Annotated in this window: 17 protein-coding genes; 7 read left to right on the plus strand and 10 right to left on the minus strand. The window is 64.5% G+C overall.

Features of this window, described 5'->3' with window-relative positions; all coding sequences use genetic code 11:
• Positions 1 to 53: 53 nt before the first annotated feature.
• The 8 genes from VK792_RS07680 to VK792_RS07715 form a co-directional block, all read right to left on the minus strand.
• Entirely contained in the window at positions 54 to 287 is a 234-nt protein-coding gene (locus VK792_RS07680) for a hypothetical protein (RefSeq protein WP_326296869.1), read from the minus strand.
• A gap of 234 nt (positions 288 to 521) precedes the next feature.
• A complete protein-coding gene (locus VK792_RS07685; RefSeq protein ID WP_326296871.1) occupies positions 522 to 1,667 on the minus strand; it encodes an iron-containing alcohol dehydrogenase in 1,146 nt (381 codons plus the stop codon).
• A gap of 73 nt (positions 1,668 to 1,740) precedes the next feature.
• Entirely contained in the window at positions 1,741 to 3,123 is a 1,383-nt protein-coding gene (locus tag VK792_RS07690) for an aldehyde dehydrogenase family protein (protein WP_326296873.1), read from the minus strand.
• 30 nt (positions 3,124 to 3,153) lie between these two features.
• Positions 3,154 to 4,512, minus strand: a complete 1,359-nt coding sequence (locus tag VK792_RS07695) for a glutamine synthetase family protein (protein ID WP_326296875.1) — start codon at positions 4,510 to 4,512, stop codon at positions 3,154 to 3,156.
• A gap of 248 nt (positions 4,513 to 4,760) precedes the next feature.
• Positions 4,761 to 5,792: a TRAP transporter substrate-binding protein gene (locus tag VK792_RS07700; RefSeq protein ID WP_326296876.1), complete on the minus strand. Its 1,032-nt coding sequence runs from the start codon at positions 5,790 to 5,792 to the stop codon at positions 4,761 to 4,763.
• A gap of 94 nt (positions 5,793 to 5,886) precedes the next feature.
• On the minus strand, positions 5,887 to 7,212 hold the full coding sequence (locus VK792_RS07705; RefSeq protein ID WP_326296878.1) for a TRAP transporter large permease: 1,326 nt from the start codon (positions 7,210 to 7,212) through the stop codon (positions 5,887 to 5,889).
• Positions 7,212 to 7,718 carry a TRAP transporter small permease subunit gene (locus VK792_RS07710; RefSeq protein ID WP_326296880.1) on the minus strand — a complete coding sequence of 169 codons (507 nt, stop codon included), beginning with the start codon at positions 7,716 to 7,718 and terminating at the stop codon, positions 7,212 to 7,214. The genes VK792_RS07705 and VK792_RS07710 overlap by 1 nt, the downstream gene beginning before the upstream one ends.
• Positions 7,718 to 8,482, minus strand: coding sequence for an N-formylglutamate amidohydrolase (locus tag VK792_RS07715; protein WP_326296882.1), 765 nt, complete (start codon positions 8,480 to 8,482; stop codon positions 7,718 to 7,720). The genes VK792_RS07710 and VK792_RS07715 overlap by 1 nt, the downstream gene beginning before the upstream one ends.
• A gap of 142 nt (positions 8,483 to 8,624) precedes the next feature.
• Here VK792_RS07715 and VK792_RS07720 point away from each other — a divergent pair, with 142 nt between their 5' ends.
• From VK792_RS07720 to VK792_RS07730, 3 genes are all read left to right on the plus strand, one after another.
• Positions 8,625 to 9,506 carry a MurR/RpiR family transcriptional regulator gene (locus VK792_RS07720; protein WP_326296883.1) on the plus strand — a complete coding sequence of 294 codons (882 nt, stop codon included), beginning with the start codon at positions 8,625 to 8,627 and terminating at the stop codon, positions 9,504 to 9,506.
• A gap of 169 nt (positions 9,507 to 9,675) precedes the next feature.
• The gene (locus tag VK792_RS07725) at positions 9,676 to 10,788 is read left to right on the plus strand and encodes a pyridoxal phosphate-dependent aminotransferase (RefSeq protein WP_326296884.1); all 1,113 of its coding nucleotides are present in this window, start codon (positions 9,676 to 9,678) and stop codon (positions 10,786 to 10,788) included.
• Positions 10,789 to 10,900: 112 nt separating this feature from the next.
• Complete coding sequence (locus tag VK792_RS07730) at positions 10,901 to 11,113, plus strand: hypothetical protein (RefSeq protein ID WP_326296885.1); 213 nt, start codon at positions 10,901 to 10,903, stop codon at positions 11,111 to 11,113.
• 19 nt (positions 11,114 to 11,132) lie between these two features.
• Here VK792_RS07730 and VK792_RS07735 read toward each other — a convergent pair whose 3' ends face one another.
• On the minus strand, positions 11,133 to 12,368 hold the full coding sequence (locus tag VK792_RS07735) for a pyridoxal-phosphate-dependent aminotransferase family protein (protein ID WP_326296886.1): 1,236 nt from the start codon (positions 12,366 to 12,368) through the stop codon (positions 11,133 to 11,135).
• A gap of 124 nt (positions 12,369 to 12,492) precedes the next feature.
• Here VK792_RS07735 and VK792_RS07740 point away from each other — a divergent pair, with 124 nt between their 5' ends.
• The gene (locus VK792_RS07740; protein ID WP_326296887.1) at positions 12,493 to 13,197 is read left to right on the plus strand and encodes a fused DSP-PTPase phosphatase/NAD kinase-like protein; all 705 of its coding nucleotides are present in this window, start codon (positions 12,493 to 12,495) and stop codon (positions 13,195 to 13,197) included.
• Positions 13,194 to 14,957 carry an ABC transporter ATP-binding protein gene (locus tag VK792_RS07745; protein ID WP_326296888.1) on the plus strand — a complete coding sequence of 588 codons (1,764 nt, stop codon included), beginning with the start codon at positions 13,194 to 13,196 and terminating at the stop codon, positions 14,955 to 14,957. The genes VK792_RS07740 and VK792_RS07745 overlap by 4 nt, the downstream gene beginning before the upstream one ends.
• A gap of 45 nt (positions 14,958 to 15,002) precedes the next feature.
• Here VK792_RS07745 and VK792_RS07750 read toward each other — a convergent pair whose 3' ends face one another.
• Positions 15,003 to 15,680, minus strand: coding sequence for a TIGR04283 family arsenosugar biosynthesis glycosyltransferase (locus VK792_RS07750; protein ID WP_326296889.1), 678 nt, complete (start codon positions 15,678 to 15,680; stop codon positions 15,003 to 15,005).
• 67 nt (positions 15,681 to 15,747) lie between these two features.
• On the opposite strand from VK792_RS07750, the gene ygfZ reads away from it, so the two are divergent.
• Both ygfZ and VK792_RS07760 read left to right on the plus strand, forming a co-directional pair.
• Positions 15,748 to 16,491 (plus strand): CAF17-like 4Fe-4S cluster assembly/insertion protein YgfZ, encoded by a 744-nt coding sequence (ygfZ, locus tag VK792_RS07755; protein ID WP_326296890.1) that lies wholly within the window; start codon positions 15,748 to 15,750, stop codon positions 16,489 to 16,491.
• A 398-nt stretch (positions 16,492 to 16,889) separates the two neighbouring features.
• Positions 16,890 to 19,109, plus strand: a complete 2,220-nt coding sequence (locus VK792_RS07760) for a calcium-binding protein (RefSeq protein ID WP_326296891.1) — start codon at positions 16,890 to 16,892, stop codon at positions 19,107 to 19,109.
• The last annotated feature ends 165 nt before the right edge of the window (positions 19,110 to 19,274 follow it).

The following is a 19,274-nucleotide window of genomic DNA, read 5'->3' on the forward strand; positions in this document are numbered from 1 at the left end:
TATGTCTTCACCCCCCAGTTGGGCTTAAGGTCATTAATACCCATGGCCCGGCTTCACTCAAATGAAAAATGGCGGAAACCGGGCAGCGCTGCCTCAAACCGGCCGGATTTCGCCATGTGTTCCAAGCGGTTCGGGGGGCCAAACAGCAGGATTGTTTCGCCATCGGCGACCTCAATCGCGCGGAAAACAGGGGGTTTACCGAATATCCGGCGCAAGTTCCGGTCTGTTTGTTGCGGCTTGGGAAACAAACGTGCCGTGCCCAATTTCTGCCCCAGGCCAGTCTGCATTTCCCTTGGAGTGTGGCAGAGTTTGTTCCTTGTCAGGCACCAATCGGAAAAAAGTTAATAGATTAGTCAGCTTTCATGCCAGAACCCGATCGCAAACCCGCGAATCGACCGGGGAATCGGGCCTTGAACCTGCCTTATTTCTGCCATTTCCAATTCGGGCTGAATTGCGGCGTGGTGCCAAAGAAAACGGGGCCCGTGCAGGGCCCCGCCGGGTGTTGTCAAAGATTCTGGCGGTTACAGCACGGCGTCGAACAACGCCTGGGTGTTTTCCTCGGTCATCGCCACCGGGTTGCCGCCCACGGACGGGTCGGCCAAGGCGCCCTTGACCAGTCGGTCGATGTCGGGGTTTTCCACCCCGAGGCCGGACATGCGCTTGGGAATGCCGAAGCTGTCGTTGAAGTCATCCACGAAGGCGCAGAACCCGTCAAACCCGCCATCGATCCCCAGATAAGCCGCGGCCATGTCGAAGCGCTGCGCGATCGCACCGCGGTTGAACTGAAGAACAGCGGGCATGCAGACCGCGTTCGTCGTGCCGTGGTGGGTGTGGTAAAGCGCGCCGATCGGGTGGCTGAGCGCGTGGATCGCTCCCAGCCCCTTCTGGAAGGCGGTGGCCCCCATCGCGGCGGCGGCCATCATCTGGCCGCGGGCCTCGATATCGGTGCCATCGGCGTAGGCGCGCGGCAGGTAGTCCTTGACCAGCCGCATGCCTTCCAGCGCGATGCCCTGGCTCATCGGGTGGAAATGCGGGCTGGAATAAGCCTCGACACAATGGGCAAAGGCATCAAGCCCGGTGCCCGCGGTGATGAATTTGGGCATGCCCACGGTCAGCTCGGGGTCGGCGATGACAATGCCCGGCAGCATCTTGGGATGGAAGATGATCTTCTTTTCGGCGGTTGCCGAATTGGTGATAACCCCGGCGCGGCCCACCTCGGACCCGGTGCCGGCAGTGGTCGGCACGGCAATGATCGGCGCAATGGCGTCGGGATCGGCGCGGGTCCACCAATCGCCGATATCCTTGAAGTCCCACAACGGACGGGTTTGACCAGCCCAGAAGGCGATGGTCTTGGCCAGGTCAAGGCCCGAGCCGCCGCCAAAGGCAATGACCCCGTCATGGCCGCCGTCACGGTACACCTGCACACCGGCTTCGGCATTCTTGTCGGTGGGGTTGGGATCGACCTCGGCGAACATCGCGTCGCCCAGCCCGGCCGCCGCCAGCAGCGCGCGGGTCCTGGTGGTGATCTCCATCGTGGCCAGCCCCCGGTCGGTGACCAGAAGCGGTTTCTTGATGCCAAGCGCGTTGCAGCACTCGGCGATTTCCACGATCCGGCCCGCGCCAAAGCGGACGGCCGTGGGGTAGGACCAGTTGGCGGTGAGTGTCATGATTGTACTCTTTCAGAAAAGACACGTAGTCGGGTAACGGGCAGCGCCCCGGGATCGGTCTGGCCCCCGGGCGTCAGCCCGTCACCTTTTTCAGGTGATAGGATTTGGGCCGGGTCAGGTTGTGATAGCCGATGACCGACAACCCGCCGCCCCGTCCGGTGTTCTTGCACCCGGTCCAGCACAGGCCCGGATCAAGGTAATCGGCGCGGTTCAGGAAAACCGTCCCGGTCTCGATCCGGTCGCCCACGCGTTCGGCCCGCGCGACATCGGCCGTCCACAGGCTGGCGGTCAGGCCATAGTCGCTGTCGTTCATCAGCGCGATGGCCTCTGCGTCGTCCTTGACCGGCATGATACCGACCACGGGGCCAAAGCTTTCGTCGCGCATCACCGACATGTCATGCGTCACCCCGGTCAGGATCTGTGGCGTCAGATAGGCCGCGCCATCGTCTTCGGCCATCGTCGGGATATGCGCCGTTGCGCCCGCCTGAACGGCGCCCGCGATCTGGGCACGCACCTCGGCGGCGAAACGCGGGCTGGCCATCGGGCCAAGCGTTGTTTCCGGGTCCAGCGGATTGCCCAGCTTGTAGCCCTTCACAAGCGCCACGGCCTTTTCGACAAAGGCATCGAACAGCGGCTCGACCACGTAGATCCGCTCGATCCCGCAGCAGCACTGCCCGGTGTTGAACATCGCCGCGTCGATCAGCGTTTCGACGGCGGCATCCAGATCGGCATCCTCCATGACATAGCCCGGATCCTTGCCGCCCAGTTCCAGCCCAAGCCCGGTAAAGGTGCCAGCCGCGGCGCGTTCCATCGCCTGCCCGCCACCGACAGAGCCGGTGAAGTTGACGAAGTCGAACGCCCCGGCGCCGATCAGGTCGGTTGTGGTGTCATGGTCCAGGAACACGTTCTGGAAGACATCTTCCGGCACCCCGACGGACTGGAAGGCGCGGGCCATGCGTTCGCCCACCAGCAGGGTTTGCGTGGCGTGTTTCAGGATCACCGTGTTGCCCGCGATCAGCGCCGGCGCGACGGTGTTGATCGCCGTCATGTAGGGATAGTTCCACGGCGCCACGACGAACACGACGCCATGCGGCACGCGCTTGATATAGCGCTTGAACGTGGCATCCTCGCCCACCGCGATCGGGGCCAGCGCGTCTTCGGCGATCTCGGCCATGTGGCTGGCGCGTTCGTTGAAGCCGCGGAATTCGCCGCCATAGCGGACCGGGCGGCCCATCATATGCGCCAGTTCCGGCACCACCTCGTCGTTCATCGCACCGACGGCGGCCACGCCGTCCAGCACCAGCCGGATGCGTTCGGCCAGCGGGCGGGCGGCCCACCCGGCCTGCGCCGCGCGCGCCTTGGCGACAACGCCGTCCGCTTCCGCCCGCGACAGGACGGGGCGTTCGGCAAAGACCGATCCGTCGATCGGCGAAATACATTTCAGGGTCTTGGTCATCTTGTCCTCTCAGACGCGGGGCAACGGGGCTCAGGCCCGTTCAAAGCCGCGCGCGATTTCGTAATCCGTCACCACGCGTTCGAAATCCTCGATCTCGACCTGGGCCGCGCGGGCATAGTGATCGACCACCCAGTCGCTCATCGCCGCCCGCAGCATTTTCGACCCCATCAGCGCGTCACGCGCCCGGATCAGGGTCGTCGGAATGGTGTTGCCTTCACCGGCATAGCTGTCGCCCGCGGCGGGCGGGGCCAGTTCCAGCCCTTCCTCGATCCCGGCAATCCCGGCGGCCAGCATGGCGGCCATGGCAAGGTAGGGGTTGATATCCGACCCGCCGATCCGGCATTCGACCCGCACCGCCCTGGAGCTTTCGCCGCACAGGCGGAAGCCCGCGGTGCGGTTGTCCACCGACCAGGTGATCCGGGTGGGTGCAAAGGTGCCCTTCTGGAACCGCTTGTAGCTGTTGATGTAGGGCGCCAGGAAATAGGTGATGTCGGGGGCGTATTTCAGCAGACCCGCCATGTAGCTTTTCATCAGCGCCGACATGCCCAGCTTGTCTTCGGGATCGAAGAACGCGGGCTTGCCATCCTTCCACAGCGACTGGTGAACGTGGCTGGACGACCCCACCCGGTCATGGCTGTATTTCGACAGGAAGGTCGCGCCATGGCCCTGCTGCCAGGCAATCTCCTTGATCGCGTTCTTGGCGATGGTGTGATAGTCGGCGGTGTCCAGCGCCGGGGCGTACTTGATGTTCAGCTCTTCCTGACCGGCCTCGGCCTCGCCCTTGGAATTTTCGATCGGGATGCCCGCCGCCCACAGGTGGTTGCGGATCGGGCGCATGATCCCCTCTTCCTTGGTGGTCTGGAAGATGTGGTAATCCTCGTTATAGCCCGAGATCGGCGCAAGATCGCGGTAGCCCGACTTGCGGATCTCGTCAAAGCTCTTTTCGAACAGGAAGAATTCCAGCTCGGTCGCCATCATCGGCGTCAGGCCCATCGCCTCGATCCGGGCGATCTGCGCCTTGAGCATGGCGCGCGGTGAATGCGGCACCGCTTCGTGGGTGTGATGGTCGATCAGGTCGCACATCACCATGGCGGTGCCCTCCAGCCACGGCACCGGGCGCAGCGTCGTCAGGTCGGGCTTCATGACATAGTCGCCATAGCCGGCCTCCCAACTGGTCGAGGCGAAGCCTTCGGGCGTGGCCATTTCCAGATCTGTGGCCAGCAGGTAGTTGCAGCAATGGGTTTCTTGCCAGGCGCTGGCGATGAAATGTCCGGCGGTGAACCGTTTGCCCATGAGCCGGCCCTGCATGTCGACACCACAGACAAGAACGGTATCGATCAGCCCTTCGGCCACTTGGGTCTTGAGAGCGTCGAAGCTGAGCACAGACATGGATGGTCTCCTGTGGTTGCCGCGTTGCGCGGTCTTTCGTTGATTGGGTCCGGCAGTCAGCGTGGCGCGCCGCCAGAGCATGTGCAAGAGGGCGCGCACCTGAATTTGCGCGCGCCCCCTTCAGGTGGTCTGCGGGATCCCGGGGGGCACCCGGGGACGGGCCAGACCCGGCAGGGACAGAAGACACCCACCGGGCCGGTTGCGAAACGCGTCCCGGAACCCCGCGTCCGGGCCACCCCTGCCCCGGATCAGCCGTAGCGGTAGGGCCGCCCGGCTTTCTCCATGTCGGCGTTGTACTTCTTGATGATCTCGACAACCTTGGCCTTGGTCGGGCTTTCGGCGGCGATCTCGTCCCAGAACACCTTTGCGGCGGATTCGACCTGCGACCATTCCGAATCCGGGATCGAGGTCAGCTGCATCTTGGTGCCGTTGACACGCAGCGCGGCTTCGCCCCCCCAGTACCACCACTGGCGGTAATAGTGCGACTGCTCCATGCAGACGGTCAGCAAGGCTTGCAGATCTTCCGGGACTTCGTTCCAGCGATCCATATTGGCGAAGAAGTGGCCGATCCACGCGCCAGAGATGTTGTTGGTCAGGAAGTAGTTGGTCACATCCGCCCAGCCGACGGTGTAATCTTCGGTGATGCCCGACCAGGCGATGCCGTCAAGCTCGCCGGTCTGCACCGCGACCTCGATGTCTTCCCACGGCAGGGTGACCGGCACGACGCCGAACTGTGCCAGGAAGCGCCCGGCGGTCGGGAAGGTGAAGACGCGCTTGCCCTTCAGGTCCGCCAGCGAATTGATCGGATCCTTGGTGGCAAAGTGGCACGGGTCCCAGGACCCGGCGCTGATGTGCTTGACGCCGACCTTGGCGTATTCTTCCGCCCAGATCTCGTTCAGCCCGTACTGGTTGAACAGCACCGGCACATCCAGCGAATAGCGCGAGGCGAAGGGGAAGTAGCCGCCGAAGACCGTGACCTCGGTCGGGGAGGCCATGGAATCGTCGTCCGACTGCACCGCGTCGATGGTGCCGCGCTGCATGGCGCGGAACAGTTCACCGGTCGGCACCAGCTGGTCCGCGAAATACAGTTCGATCTGCATCCGGTCGCCGGCGATCTTGTTGAACGTGTCGATCGCGGGCTTTACCACATGCTCGGCCAGCGCGGCGCCGGCATAGGTCTGCATCCGCCATTTGATGGTGGACTGGGCCAGCGCAGGCGTGGCCAGTGCAGCGGCCGGGGCGGCGGCGGCACCCTTCAGGAACGTACGTCTGTTGGTCATGGTCTTCACTCCTTGTTGCTGAATATGGCCCCTGTCCGGGGCTCTTCGTTTTGGCTCAATTCAGGGACCGGGGCCGGGCAACCGCCCCCGGGGATCACTTGTTGTACACCGTTTCCGGCAGCCAAAGGGCGATTTGCGGAAACGTCATCACCAGCGCCAGCGCCGCGATCATCACCAGCACGAAGGGCAGGATCGACGCATAGATGTCACGCAAGGTGATTTCCGGCGGGGCCATGGCCCGCATCAGGAACAGGTTATAGCCAAAGGGCGGCGTCATATAGGCGATCTGCGTGGTGATCGTATACAGCACCCCGTACCAGATCAAATCGAACCCCAGCGCCTGCACCAGCGGCACATAAAGCGGTGCCACGATCACCAGCATCGCGGTATCGTCCAGGAAGGTGCCCATGACGATGAAGGACAACTGCATCAGGATCAGGATCATCCACGGGCTCAGCCCCAGCTTGTCGGTGAACAGGTCCTCGATCGCGCGCACCGCGCCCAAGCCGTCGAACACCGCGCCAAAGGCCAGCGCGGCCAGGATGATCCACATGAACATGCAGGTGATGCCCAGGGTCTGGCGCACCGAAACCTCGAACACCTCGCGCGTCATCCGGCCCTTCAGCACAGCGGCAAGGAACGCCGTCAGCGCGCCGATGGCCGAGCTTTCGACCAGCGACGTCCAGCCGTTCACGAACGGCACCATCATGGCGGCGAAAATCCCCAAGGGCAGCAGCCCCGCGCGCAACAGCGCCAGCTTTTCACCCATCGGCATCGCGCGCTCCTCGGGCGACAGGGCCGGACCCAGAGCCGGGTTCAGCTTGCAGCGCACCGCGATGTAGATGACGAACAGGGCCGCCATCATCAGCCCCGGCACCACCCCTGCCAGCCACAGCTGGCCCACCGGTTGCCGCGCGATCATCGCGTACAGCACCAGCACGACCGACGGCGGCACAAGGATGCCCAGCGACGATCCGGCCTGAATGACCCCGGTCACCATCCGCTTGTCATAGTTGCGTTTCAGCAGTTCGGGCAGCGCGATTGTGGCCCCGATTGCCATGCCAGCGACGCTCAGCCCGTTCATCGCCGAGATCAGCACCATCAGCGCGATCGTCCCGATTGCAAGGCCGCCCCGTAGCCCACCCATCCAGACGTGGAACATCTTGTAAAGATCGTCCGCGATTTTCGATTCCGACAGGACATAGCCCATGAAGATGAACATCGGCAGCGTCAGCAGCGGATACCATTTCATCAGCTTCATCGCGCTGGAAAACGCGATGTCAAAGCCGCCCCGGTCGCCCCACAGCAGAAGCGCCGCGATCACGGCCACGAAGCCGATGGCGCCGAACACCCGTTGCCCGGTCAGAAGCATCACCATCATGGTGCTGAACATCAGGATCGCGATCATTTCATAGGACATCAGACGTCCTCTCCGCGCAGACGCAGGATGTCCTTGAACAGCTCGGATATCGCCTGCAACAGCATCAGGATGATACCGACAACCATGATGACCTTGATCGGCCAAAGATAGGGCCGCCACGCGGTCGGGCTGCGCTCACCGCCGTATTGGAAGGAATAGATCGTGCTGTCGATCCCGCCCCACAGCAACACCCCAAGATAGAAGATCAGGAACAGCACGGTCACGGTATCCACCGCCGCCTTCCGCCTGTCGGACCATTCGCCATAGAACAGGTCCATGCGCACGTTCGACCCCATCTGCAAGGAATAGGGCCCGCCGAGGATGAAATAGGCCACCATCGCGAACTGCGCCATTTCCAGCGTCCACAGCGACGGTACGAAAAAGGTCTTGGACACCGACGACCACAGCAGGATCGCCATCATCCCGAAAATGCCGTACATCACCGCGCGCCCGATCAGCCGGTTCACCCGGTCGACGCGCGCAATATAGCCACGCAGCACGCCCATCATCGCGCCACCTCGTCCGCAGTCCGCGCCAGCGCGGTATCAAGAACGCGGGCCAGTGCCAGTCCCATCGCCTGTGCCTCCTGCGGCGTCGCGATCAGGTCGTTGCGCACCTCGATCATCACGTTACGGATCCCCCGTGCGATTGCGTGTTTGGCCAGGGTATAGGTGACCCCGTCCACCTTGCCGTAAGGGGCGTTCTGTTCGACCACCCCCAACGCGTCTGTGCGCGCCACATCGCAACAGGCCAGCGCCAGCCGGTCGTCGTCATCGTTCAAAAAGCCGATCTCGACCCCGCGGCGAACCCCGAAATAGATGGGCGTGAAGCTGTGCAGCGTGACAAGGGCGACGTGATCGCCATGACGCGTCTGTGCACGATCCAGAACCTGTGCAACGGTTTTGTGAAACTGATCATGCACCGCCACCCGGCGTGCCCGCTCTGCATCCGAAAGCCCGTGATTGCCCGGAGCGCTGATCAATTCGCTCGCTTCCGGCACGCTGTCATGGGCGCTCGGCGGGCGATTGCAGTCATAGACCAGCCGCGACAAAGCCCCCGCCACCAGGGGCGCATCCAGCGCCTCTGCCAGGGCAACCGCCATATCGCGCGCGCCGATATCCCAGACTGCGTGGGCATGGCGGTCCGCCGCGTCCAGGCCAAGATCGTTCAAGTCGGCAGGAATGAAGGCAGAGGCGTGTTCGCACACCAGAACCACCGGGGCGGTCCCCTGCCCGTTCACCAGTTCTGCCGCCCCCGGCCAGCCCGTCATCATCGAATCCCCACGCCTTCGCGGCGCAGCCCCTGCGCCTCGTGTAAAGATGATTTCAACCGAACCCCCTCTGTCAACATTTTTTCTGTAGACGTTGCTACATCACGGAAGCTACCGTAGTTATTGCTTACAGGAGTCACTCATGCCCCCGCTTCCGCCGCTGCGCGACATGATCCGGGAACGGATGCCCGACCTCACCGATGCCGAGCGCCGTCTGGCCGCGGTGCTGACCGAAGACAGCATGGTGAACGGGCTGCAATCCATCACCAAGCTGGCCGAAGATGCCGGCGTGTCCACCCCCACCATCATCCGCATGGCGCGCAAACTGGGTTTCGACGGGTTCCCCACGCTGCAGAACGCGATCCGCGAAGAACTGGCCGCGCGGATCAAGCAACCTCTGGCCAAGCTCGACCAATGGGGCGCGGGCGGTGCCGACGATCACATCATTAACCGCTTCGCGCAGGCCGCATCGGCCAACATCAACCGCACGCTGGACCGGCTGGACCTGGGCAGTTTCGACCAGGCCGCCGACGTCTTGTCGAACACCGACCGCCACGTGCACCTGCTGGGCGGAAGGATCACCCGGTCGATCGCGGACTATTTCTTCAACCACCTGCAAATCATCCGCCCGCATGTGTCGCTGCTGGCGCAATCGCCCAATATCTGGCCGCACCACCTGCTTGACATGGATGCAACCTCGGTGCTCGTCCTGTTCGACATCCGGCGCTATGAAAAAGAGCTCGAGCGACTGGCCGATCTTGCGGCAGAACGCAAGGTCGAAATCCTGCTGTTCACCGACCAATGGGGATCGCCGATCGAAAAGCGCGCCAGTGTCTGTTTCCGCACCATGGTCGAAGCTCCCTCGAGCTGGGACAGCAACCTGGCCATCCTGTTCCTGGTCGAGGCCCTGATCGCCGAAGTGCAAAGCCGCAGTTCGCGCGACTCGATCACCCGCATCGACTCGCTGGAACGGATGCTGGGTCAGACCCGCCTATTCCGCAGCGACACCGGCGGACAGGACTGACCGGCTGCCCCGATATTTGCGTTACAAATACCTCGGGGGGGCCGGGCGTAGCGCCGCCGGACGGTTTCGCAGCAAGCGTCCCGAAAATGCCCTGGTCGTCGCCCCGGTGTCGTGCGGGACGCGCGGCGAAGCCCTTGCCCCGGACCGCGGATTCGTCCTAGATCGCGCCATGACCGGACCACGCTACACAGACCTGATCGCCGCCCTGCCCTCTACCGTGCCCTTCGTCGGGCCCGAAGCGCAGGAGCGTGACCGCGGCGCGCCGTTCAAGGCCCGCATCGGCGCCAATGAAAACGTCTTCGGCCCCTCGCCCAAGGCCATCGCGGCCATGCAACAGGACTCCGCCGAGATCTGGAAGTACGGCGATTCCACCAGCTACGACCTGCGCCACGCGTTGGCCGCGCACCTGGGCATCGGCCCGCAGAACGTGGTGGTCGGCGAAGGGATCGACGGGCTTCTGGGCTATCTTGTCCGCCTGCTGGTCGCGCCCGGCGATGCGGTGGTCACCTCGGACGGGGCCTATCCCACCTTCAACTTCCACGTCGCGGGCTTTGGCGGGGTGCTGCACAAGGTGCCCTATTCCGGCGATTCCGAAGACCTGCCCGCGCTGATCGCCAAGGCCGCAGAGGTCGACGCCAAGCTGGTCTATTTCGCCAACCCCGACAACCCGATGGCCAGCTGGACCACCGGCGCCGCGATCGAGGCGGCGCTTGACACCCTGCCCGACGGCACCCTGCTGGCGCTGGACGAGGCCTATATCGAATTCGCCCCCGCCGATGCGATCCCGCGGATCGCCATAGAGGATCCGCGCGTCATTCGTCTGCGAACCTTTTCCAAGGGCTATGGCATGGCAGGCGCGCGCGTGGGCTATGCCTTTGGCGCGGCACCGCTGATCCAGAGCTTCGACAAGATCCGCAACCATTTCGGCATGAACCGCGCCGCGCAGGCGGGCGCGCTTGCGGCGTTGCAGGACCAGGACTGGCTGGCGCATGTGGTGACACAGGTGGCAGAGTCGAAAGACCGGATCGCGCGGATCGCGGCGGCCAACGGCCTGTCGGCCCTGCCCTCGGCCACCAATTTCGTGGCGGTCGATTGCGGCCGGGACGGCGATTTCGCACGCAAGGTTCTGGCCGCGCTGGTGGCGCGCGGCATCTTCGTGCGCATGCCTTTCGTCGCCCCGCAGGACCGCTGCATCCGCATCAGCGCGGGCCGCGCGGAAGAGATGGAGGCCCTGGCCGAAGCCTTGCCGCTGGCCTTGGCCGACGTGGCCGCAACCGCCTGAACCGCTGAAATTCCGGGCGCGCTGTCGCCCGGGCCCACGCGACCCGACAAATTCGTTTCGTCAAACGCAGACCCTGCGCTACGCTTTCCCCACAAGGCGAGGGAGAGACGCCATGTATGACGACCAAAACCAGACCGACGAAATGACCAACGCCAACCTGGTGCTGATCTTCGTCAACCTTCTTTGGATCCTCGGGGTGATCTGGGCAAAGCTGGGCTTCGCCGCGCTGTTGATCGTCGCGCTGGTCCTGCACCATGCCATCAACCGGTTGGCACCGTATGGCGGGCGACTGGCCCGTGGGATCGCCCGGTTCGGGCGGCAATAGCCCGCCGCCCGAGACAGCCTCAGGCCTCTGCCGCAGGGGCCAGCAGTCGCGTCACCGGCGCGCCGGCGATGATTTCCGCCGCCGCGGTCACTCCGCCCTTCGTGTGCGGGGCGCCGATGGCGTCCAAACCGGCCTCGACCACGCCGATGAGGCCCAGGACCATATGCGCGTTCACATGCCCCATGTGGCCGAACCGGAAAAAGCCCTCGCCCTTGGGGTCGTCGGGCTCGGACATGCCCAACCCGATACCCAAGGTGACACCGGCGCTGTGTTCCGTCCAATGCCTCAGGTGCTTGCCCCACGGCAGGCCCAGCCGCGCCGCCGTCACCGCATGCGACCGATGGGCCGGGTCGGCGATGTTCAGCGCCAGAGCGCCGTTGCCCTGCCCCCAGACATCGCAGGCCGCCCAGATCGCTCGGGCCAGCCGTTCGTGCCGCGCCCAGACGTTTTCCAGCCCTTCGTCCTTGATCATGTCCAGCGCCACGCGCAGTCCATAGAGGTGATGTGTCGGCGCGGTGCCGCCAAAATGCTGGTAGTAAAACTCCGGGTTGCCACGCGGTGCCCAGTCCCAATAGCGGCTGACGCGCGGCATCGCCTTTCGCACTTCGGCGGCCTTGTCGTTGAAAAAGACAAATGACAAGCCCGGCGGCACCATCAGCCCCTTCTGGCTGGCCGCGACCATCACGTCGACCCCCCAGGCGTCCATCTCGAACCGGTCACAGGCCAGCGAGGCGATGTTGTCCGACATCAGCAACGCGGGGTGGCCGGCGGCGTCAATGGCCTTGCGGATCGCGGCAATGTCGTTGCGCACGGACGACGAGGTATCGACATGGGTCGCCAGTACCGCCTTGATCCTGCCTTGGGTATCGGCGCGCAGCGCGGCCTCGACCCGGTCGGGATCGACCGGAGTGGCGCGGCCAAAGTCGATCATCTCGACCTCTGCGCCCAGCCCCACGGCCATGTCCGCCCAGCCGTGGCCGAACCGCCCGGTGGATGGCACCAGCACGGTTTCGCCCGGTGCCACGACATTGGCCAGCGCCGCTTCCCAGGCGCCGTGACCGTTCGAGATATAGATCGCCACCTGCCCCTCGGTCCGCGCCACCGCCTTCAGGTCCGGCACAAGGCTGCGGGTCAGTTCGACCAACTCGCCTTCGTAAATATTGGGCGAGGACCGGTGCATCGCGCGCAGCACCTCTTCGGGCATGACCGAAGGGCCGGGAATGGCAAGGTAGGGACGACCGTTGGAAAGCGACATTGACAGCGACTCCGTGGGAAAACCCCGGCACACTACCGCCATCGCCAGCGGCGTCAATCTTTGACGCGCTTGTCTTGGCGGCGCCGCGCGGCTAAACCCCGCGCAATGCTCTGAAAGGGTCGGAATGCTGGCGAAATTATTGGCACGTCTGGACGCCGCCGAACGCAAACTGCGCTATTCCTTCGGCGAAGACATCGTCACCCCGCGCGGGCGGCGCCTGTCCAAGCTGCACTACAACCTGTTCGACCACGCTTTCCTGCGGACCTTCTGGACCAATTTCTGGCCGGTGGCCCCCGGTGTCTGGCGGTCGAACCAGCCGACGCACAAACGGTTCGTGAAATACAAGGCGATGGGGATCAGAACGGTGATCAACCTGCGCGGCACCGACCGGCGGGCGCATTACCTGTTCGAGGAAGAAAGCTGCCGCGACCTGGGCCTGACCCTGGTCAACACCCGGCTGCACGCCCGCCACGCCGTCGCGCGCGAAAACTTCATCGAGGTGATCGACGCCCTGCGCAGCGCCGAGAAACCGATGATGTTCCACTGCAAATCCGGTGCCGACCGTGCCGGCATGGTTGCGGCGATGTACCAGATGATCTTTGACGGCCAGCCGGTCGCGGTGGCCAAGAAACAGCTGGGGCTGAAGTTCATCCACCTCAAATTCACCAAGACCGGGGTCCAGGACTATATCCTCGACGTCTATGAGGCGCGCAACAACCGCGCACCGATCGGGTTCGAGGACTGGATGCGCACCGAATACGACGGTCCCGCGATCCAGGCCGGGTTCGACAGCAAGACCCCCGCCGACCAACTGGTCCTGCCCGCATGACCGATCCCGCGCCCAATTCCCGCGGGCTGATGCGCTGGCTCTGGCGGCACTACCTGCGCCGCCATGCCGGGTGGCTTGCGGTGGCGGTGGCGCTGATGTCGATCGAAGGCGCGATGTTCGGCGCGCTCAGCTACATGATGAAGCCGATGTTCGACACTGTGTTTATCGGCGGCCAGGCCGAGGCGCTGAAATGGGTGGCGCTGGCAGTGTTTGCCATTTTCACCCTGCGCGCCGTCGCCAGCGTGGCGCAAAAGGTGGTGCTGGCCAACGTGTCGCAACGCACCCTGGGGGCGATGCGCACCGATCTGCTGGCGCACCTGATGACGCTGGACGGAACGTTTCACCAGTCGCACCCGCCGGGGCACCTGATCCAGCGCGTCGATGGCGATACCGAGGCGGTGGCCTCGGTCTGGAACACGATCCTGACCGGCGCGGGGCGCGACGTGGTGGCGCTGATCTCGCTCTTTGCCGTGGCACTGTCGGTGGACTGGCGCTGGACCCTGGTCGCGCTGATCGGCACGCCGCTGCTGGTCGCGCCGGCGGCGCTGATCCAGCGCAGGGTGCGGCGCAGCGCGCGGCAGGTGCGGGACCTGGCCGCCCGCCTAACCCTGCGGCTGGACGAGGTGTTCCACGGCATCATGCCGGTCAAGCTGAACCGGCTCGAGGCGCACCAGACCGCGCGCTACCGCGCGCTGACCGATCAGCGGGTCAAGGCCGAGGTCCGCACCAAGCTGGGCGAAGCCTCGATCCCCGGGCTGATCGATCTGATGTCGGGCATCGGTTTCGTCGGCGTGCTGTTTTTCGGCGGCTCTGAAATCATCGCCGGTGAAAAGACCGTTGGCGATTTCATGGCCTTCTTCACCGCCATCGGCCTGGCGTTCGAGCCACTGCGCCGTCTGGGCGGGATCAGCGGTGTCTGGCAGACCGCCGCCGCCGGGGTCGAACGCATCCGCGCCCTGCTGGATACACGACCTGAGCTGCGCGACCCGGCCAATCCGGCCCCTGCCCCCAACGGCGTGCCGGGCGTGGTGCTGGACAACGTCACCGTACGTTACGGTGATCATACCGTACTGGACGGCGCCAGCTTCACCGCCGAACCCGGCCAGACCACCGCGCTGGTCGGTGCCTCGGGCGCGGGGAAATCGACGGTATTCAACCTGCTGACCCGGCTGGTCGACCCGGTGTCGGGCCAGACGCTGCTTGGGGGCACCGATATTCGCACCCTGCGCCTTGCCGACCTGCGCAGGCTGTTTTCCGTGGTGACGCAAGACGCGCTTCTGTTCGATGAATCGCTGCGCGACAATATCCTGCTGGGCCGCACCGACGTGTCCGAGGCCCGGTTGCAGACCGCTCTGGACGGCGCCCATGTCAGCGATTTCCTGCCGCGCCTGCCCGCCGGGCTCGACAGCCCCGCGGGACCGCGCGGGTCGAACCTGTCGGGCGGGCAGCGCCAGCGCATCGCTATCGCCCGCGCCATCCTGCGCGACACGCCCGTATTGCTGCTGGACGAGGCGACCTCGGCGCTGGACGCGCAGTCAGAGGCGGTGGTGCAGCAGGCGCTGGAAACGCTGTCGAAAGGCCGCACGACGCTGGTCATCGCGCATCGCCTGTCCACCGTGCGCAAGGCCGACAAGATCGTGGTGATGGACCGCGGCCGCGTCGTCGAACAGGGCACACATGACAGCCTTCTTGCCAAGGGCGGCACCTATGCCAGCCTGCACAGGCTGCAATTCGAAACGACCCAACCGTCTTCTGGCTGACAATATCCCGGCAGCGCCGCGACGGCGCGCCGTTGTGTGGCCGCCTTACCGGTCGTAGCCGCGCTGCAAACGCTCTGCCGGGACACCGGCCAGGTACCGGATCAACCGCCACAGGTTTCGCGCCCCCTGCCGCAGCCAGCCGTTGCGGCGGTACCGATCGGCCTCGGTGACGGCAAGGCCCGGCAACAGCCCAATCCGGCCACGCAGACACCGGGCGATCGCCACGTCCTCCATCAGGGGCTGATCGGGAAAACCACCGACCCGGTCATAAAGCGCGCGCGGCACCAGCAGCCCCTGATCACCATAGGGCAGCCCGAAAACCCGGCTGCGCAGGTTGGCCCACCCCGCGACCCAGCGTGGCGCAAGCCCCGGCGCGTCGAACCGCAGGCGAAAGGCCCAGGCCCCTTGCCCGTCAAGCACCGGCGCGACGGCGTCGACCCAATCTGGTGACAGCCGCGTGTCGGCATGCAGGAACAACAGCCACGGGCCCGTGGCCTGTGCCGCCCCGCGCCGCAACTGCCCGCCCCGCCCGGGTGCCCCGGTCACCACCCGCGCGCCGACCTCCTCGGCGATCCGTAGTGTCGCGTCCTGAGATCCGCCGTCGCTGATCACCAGCTCGCGGATCACGCCCGCCTCGAGCCCCGGCATCAGCGCGGCCAGACAGCCGGGCAAGCCGTTTGCCGCGTTCAGCGTGGGAATGATTACGGAAATCGGCGCGCGCATGGCCTGCCCCCTGTTGTCCGACCCGTTTGATCCTATATGACAAGGCCAAGCGCAACAGGAGCCCGACATGTCCGACACATCCCGCACGGTTCTGCGACTGACCGGCAGCGATCGGCTGCATTTCCTGCAAGGGCTGGTCAGCAACGACGTGACCAAGCTGGACAAGGGGCTGGTCTATGCCGCGATGCTGACGCCTCAGGGCAAGTATCTGGCGGATTTCTTCCTTGTTCCCGATCACGAGGCGGTGCTGCTGGACGTGGACAGCGCGCTTGCGGGGCCGCTGTTGCAACGGTTGACGATGTACAAGCTGCGGTCGGACGTGCAGATCATCGAAACCGATCTCGTCGTGTCGCGCGGCCTTGGAACGCCGCCCGAGGGCGCTTTCCCGGACCCGCGCGATCCCGGCATGGGCTGGCGCGGCTATAACGGCCAGCCGGGGGACGAAAGCCTTGACTGGACGGCGCTGCGGGTGTCGCTGGGCATCCCCCAAAGCGGGATCGAACTGACGCCTGACACGTTCATCCTTGAAGCCGGGTTCGAACGGCTGAACGGCGTGGATTTCCGCAAGGGCTGCTATGTCGGACAGGAAGTCACCGCGCGGATGAAACACAAGACTGAACTGCGCAAGGGTTTGGTTCGGGTCGCTGTCGAGGGCCACGCCGCCGTAGGGACAGAAATCGTGTCCGACGGCAAGACCGCTGGCACGCTTTATTCCCAGGCAGGGGATCAGGGGCTGGCGTATTTGCGATTCGACCGTGCCGGGGCCGCCATGCAGGCGGGTGCGGCGCGCGTCACCTGGACCACGGTATAAGCGAACAATCCCGACCCGTTTCCCGGTCTGTTTCCGTGCCGAAAACAATCACAGGTCCGCTGCGGTTCGGCGACCGTAACACTGATGCGATTCCAGCCGGAACGCGCACAGAGTTTACGTGAAAAAATAACGTCAAATAATTGATAAAAAACAGTTTAATTTCTCACAACGACCTCCCTTTCGCACCCGCCGTGGAAAAGCCTCGATTGGGCCAACCAACCATCCCAATTCGCCGGTTCAATTTACCAAGGTTCCCCGTCGGGTGCCGCCGTTTCGGTGCCCCTGTGTTCGTAGTGTCAGTGTGCGTCGACAAGGTCGGCTGATGGTTTCGGGGCAGTGAAACAAGACACAGCTTGTGCACCCAAAGAGGTGCCCGAAGAACAGGCAAGGACGTAAAGATGACCACCGATCTGAATTTCAACCCGTTCGATCCAATCGTCGGTGGCGGGACCGATGGCGACGGCAATGACACCATTTCCGATGTCGTGGTGGACCAGTTCGATTCCGACCCGGAGTCGACCGAAGGCTTTACCGTGACCGATGGCACCGACGAGCCCGAAACGATCAAGGGCGACGACGGCCGCGATATCATCAACGGCAAGGCCGGGGACGACAAGCTTTACGGCGGCGGCGACAATGACAAGCTGAACGGCGGCGACGGTGACGACACCCTGCTGGGCGAAGGCGGAGAAAACACCCTGAACGGCAGCGCGGGCAATGACTCGCTGGTCGGCGGCGTGCTGTTTGACCGTCTGAACGGCGGCGAGGGCGACGACTTTCTGTTCGGCGACGCGGGCGGCGACCGGATGGCGGGGGGCAACGGCAACGACACCATCATCGGCGCCGAAGGCGACGACCGCGGCGATGGCGGCGAAGGCGATGACAGTATCGCAGGCGGCGTCGGCGACGATTTCCTGAATGGTGGCAAGGGCAACGATATCGTTCACGGCGGCGACGGCAACGATCGCGTCAATGGCGGCGACGGCAACGACTCGCTGACCGGGAGCACCGGCGACGACTGGATCAACGGCGGCGAAGGCGCTGACACCGTCTATGGCGGTGAAGGCAACGACCGCCTGACCGGCGGTACAGGCGACGATATCGTTTCGGGCTGGGCCGGCAACGACTGGATCGCAGGCGGCACCGGCAACGACAGCATCAGCGGCGGCGAAGGCAACAACCGCATGGCGGGTGGCGCTGGCAACGACACGATGAAGGCCGGCGACGGCAACGACCGCATGGACGGCGGCGACGGCCACGATCAGGTGCTTGCCGGAAACGGCAACAACCGCATGAGCGGCGGCAACGGAAACGACACCCTGATCGCCGGCAGCGGAAAAGACCGCATCGACGCGGGCAACAACGCCGATACCGTTGTGGGCGGCGCCGGAGATGACCGTCTGACCGGCGGCGAAGGCAATGACGACATTGACGCAGGCGACGGCGACGACCGCGCCCATGGCGGTGCGGGCAACGACACGGTGATCGGCGGCGAAGGCGACGACCTGCTGACCGGGGGCGCGCACAACGACACCGTCGATGGCGGCAATGGCAACGACACGACCCATGGCGGTGCCGGTCACGACACCGTGCGCGGCGGCGAAGGCGACGACCTGATGACCGGTGGCACCGGCAACGACTTCGTCTTTGGCGAAAACGGCGATGACATCATATTCGGCGGCAAGGGCGACGACCATGTCGATGGCGGCGAAGGCAATAACGTGCTGAGCGGCGGCACCGGCAACGACTATGTGATTGCAGGCAGCGGTGACGACATCGTCAAGGGCGGTGGCGACAACGATACCCTTCTGTCCGGTGCGGGCGACGACAGCCTTGGCGGTGGCGCGGGCAACGACAGCATGGAAGGCGACGCCGGCAATGACACCTTGTCGGGCGGCCAGGGTCTGGACACCATGTTCGGCGGCGATGGCAACGATGTAATGGCCGGCGGCGAAGACGAAGACCTGATCTATGGCGGCGCGGGCAACGACAGTGCCCACGGCGGCAACGGCTATGACACCGTCTATGGCGGTGCGGGCAACGACTATGTCACCGGCGGCCTGATGAACGACACCATCTATGGCGAAACCGGAAACGACCTGATGTATGGCGGTGACGGCAACGACAAGGTCTATGGCGGCGACGGCAACGACACGCTCTGGGGCGGCGAAGGCCGCGATCTGGTTTATGGTGGCGACGACGACGACCTGATCTATGGCGGTAACGACAACGACGTTCTGCTGGGCGAAACCGGGTCTGACCGGATGGACGGCGGCTATGGCGATGACACGCTGGTAGGCGGTGCGGGAGATGACACGCTGAAAGGCGGCTACGGCCACGATACGTTCTATTTCGTGTGGTCCGAAAACGCCGGCCAGCACGACACGATCGAGGATTTCAACCAACTCGACACCGACACGCTGATGATCGAGGCAGCACAGGGCGAAACCCTGTGGGGCATCATCAACGACATGCGCGTGGTCGAGGTCGGGGGCGACCTGCTGCTGGGCGTGGGCTTCAAGGGCGGGCTGGAAACCATGAGTTCGAACTACGACACCACGCTGTTGCTGGAAGGTGTGTCCGCGACGGATGTGAACGTGGATGATTTCTTCCTCTGACCCGCTGGTTCCGACAATTTGAAGAAAACGCCCCGGAGATCCTTCTCCGGGGCGGTTTTTGTTGATGAAATCAGGACGGGGCGGCCGTTCCGCGCGCTAAAAACCCCAGCGTTTCCCAAATTCAGCCGCAATCGGATGGTTAATATCACCCATGGGCCACCAGAT

It is taken from the genome of Mesobacterium hydrothermale (assembly GCF_035818635.1).
GTDB classification, from domain to species: domain Bacteria; phylum Pseudomonadota; class Alphaproteobacteria; order Rhodobacterales; family Rhodobacteraceae; genus Mesobacterium_A; species Mesobacterium_A hydrothermale.

Excerpts from the sequence above, each read along its gene's own strand:
- VK792_RS07680 (WP_326296869.1), bottom strand. The coding sequence starts at position 287 with ATGCAGACTGGCCTGGGGCAGAAATTGGGCACGGCACGTTTGTTTCCC.
- VK792_RS07685 (WP_326296871.1), bottom strand. The coding sequence starts at position 1,667 with ATGACACTCACCGCCAACTGGTCCTACCCCACGGCCGTCCGCTTTGGC.
- VK792_RS07690 (WP_326296873.1), bottom strand. The coding sequence starts at position 3,123 with ATGACCAAGACCCTGAAATGTATTTCGCCGATCGACGGATCGGTCTTT.
- VK792_RS07695 (WP_326296875.1), bottom strand. The coding sequence starts at position 4,512 with ATGTCTGTGCTCAGCTTCGACGCTCTCAAGACCCAAGTGGCCGAAGGG.
- VK792_RS07700 (WP_326296876.1), bottom strand. The coding sequence starts at position 5,792 with ATGACCAACAGACGTACGTTCCTGAAGGGTGCCGCCGCCGCCCCGGCC.
- VK792_RS07705 (WP_326296878.1), bottom strand. The coding sequence starts at position 7,212 with ATGTCCTATGAAATGATCGCGATCCTGATGTTCAGCACCATGATGGTG.
- VK792_RS07710 (WP_326296880.1), bottom strand. The coding sequence starts at position 7,718 with ATGGGCGTGCTGCGTGGCTATATTGCGCGCGTCGACCGGGTGAACCGG.
- VK792_RS07715 (WP_326296882.1), bottom strand. The coding sequence starts at position 8,482 with ATGACGGGCTGGCCGGGGGCGGCAGAACTGGTGAACGGGCAGGGGACC.
- VK792_RS07720 (WP_326296883.1), top strand. The coding sequence starts at position 8,625 with ATGCCCCCGCTTCCGCCGCTGCGCGACATGATCCGGGAACGGATGCCC.
- VK792_RS07725 (WP_326296884.1), top strand. The coding sequence starts at position 9,676 with ATGACCGGACCACGCTACACAGACCTGATCGCCGCCCTGCCCTCTACC.
- VK792_RS07730 (WP_326296885.1), top strand. The coding sequence starts at position 10,901 with ATGTATGACGACCAAAACCAGACCGACGAAATGACCAACGCCAACCTG.
- VK792_RS07735 (WP_326296886.1), bottom strand. The coding sequence starts at position 12,368 with ATGTCGCTTTCCAACGGTCGTCCCTACCTTGCCATTCCCGGCCCTTCG.
- VK792_RS07740 (WP_326296887.1), top strand. The coding sequence starts at position 12,493 with ATGCTGGCGAAATTATTGGCACGTCTGGACGCCGCCGAACGCAAACTG.
- VK792_RS07745 (WP_326296888.1), top strand. The coding sequence starts at position 13,194 with ATGACCGATCCCGCGCCCAATTCCCGCGGGCTGATGCGCTGGCTCTGG.
- VK792_RS07750 (WP_326296889.1), bottom strand. The coding sequence starts at position 15,680 with ATGCGCGCGCCGATTTCCGTAATCATTCCCACGCTGAACGCGGCAAAC.
- ygfZ (WP_326296890.1), top strand. The coding sequence starts at position 15,748 with ATGTCCGACACATCCCGCACGGTTCTGCGACTGACCGGCAGCGATCGG.
- VK792_RS07760 (WP_326296891.1), top strand. The coding sequence starts at position 16,890 with ATGACCACCGATCTGAATTTCAACCCGTTCGATCCAATCGTCGGTGGC.